Annotated in this window: 1 protein-coding gene; it reads left to right on the top strand. The window is 28.4% G+C overall.

Going from position 1 to position 609, the window contains the following annotated elements; translation table 11 throughout:
* Window positions 1-46: 46 nt before the first annotated feature.
* Window positions 47-609, top strand: a 563-nt coding sequence (locus tag EPJ72_RS13825) for an integrase core domain-containing protein (RefSeq protein ID WP_199749298.1), incomplete at its 3' end; no start/stop codon positions are given.

Raw genomic sequence — 609 nt, 5'->3', positions numbered from 1 at the left:
GTAAAAGAAAAAGAAGCGATATGATAAACGAAAATTTGTCTCTAAAATACAAAAAGAAGGCAAAATAGTTCAAATAGACACTAAATATATCAAATTAGGCAGAAAAACAGTTTATCAATTCACTGCTGTAGATTTAGCTACACGTTATAGTTGGAGGCAAATCTATGAAGATAAAACACCTTATAGTGCTTTATCTTTCTTAAAATATGTCTTAAAAACTTCACCTTTTAAGATACAGGCTATACAAACAGCGACCGAAGGAAGTGCCTGTGGTAACAATGGTATAGAATATACTTATCGCTGTATCAATAGCTCTAAAATAAATATTTTTGATGAATATTGTCTTAAAAATAAATTAGAGAGAAGATATATTCCTGTAGCAACACCAAGATACAACGGTGTAGTAGAAAGAGTACACGGCATAGACGAAAGAGAATTTTATTCACGATTAAATAAAAATATCACAGTAGAATTATTGAGAGAAAAATTAAAAGAATATACACATTTTTATAACAATCAAAGATTGATTTCTTCGTTATTGTATATTACAATCAAAGAAAGAATCAAAAATATTATAGCAAGTAAAAGTACAATATCTATGGCTCCATG

The organism is Brachyspira pilosicoli, assembly GCF_008016535.1.
GTDB classification, from domain to species: domain Bacteria; phylum Spirochaetota; class Brachyspiria; order Brachyspirales; family Brachyspiraceae; genus Brachyspira; species Brachyspira pilosicoli_A.
The sequence above is the reverse complement of the archived record's forward strand: the minus strand, read 5'-3'. Positions and strand labels throughout refer to the sequence as shown.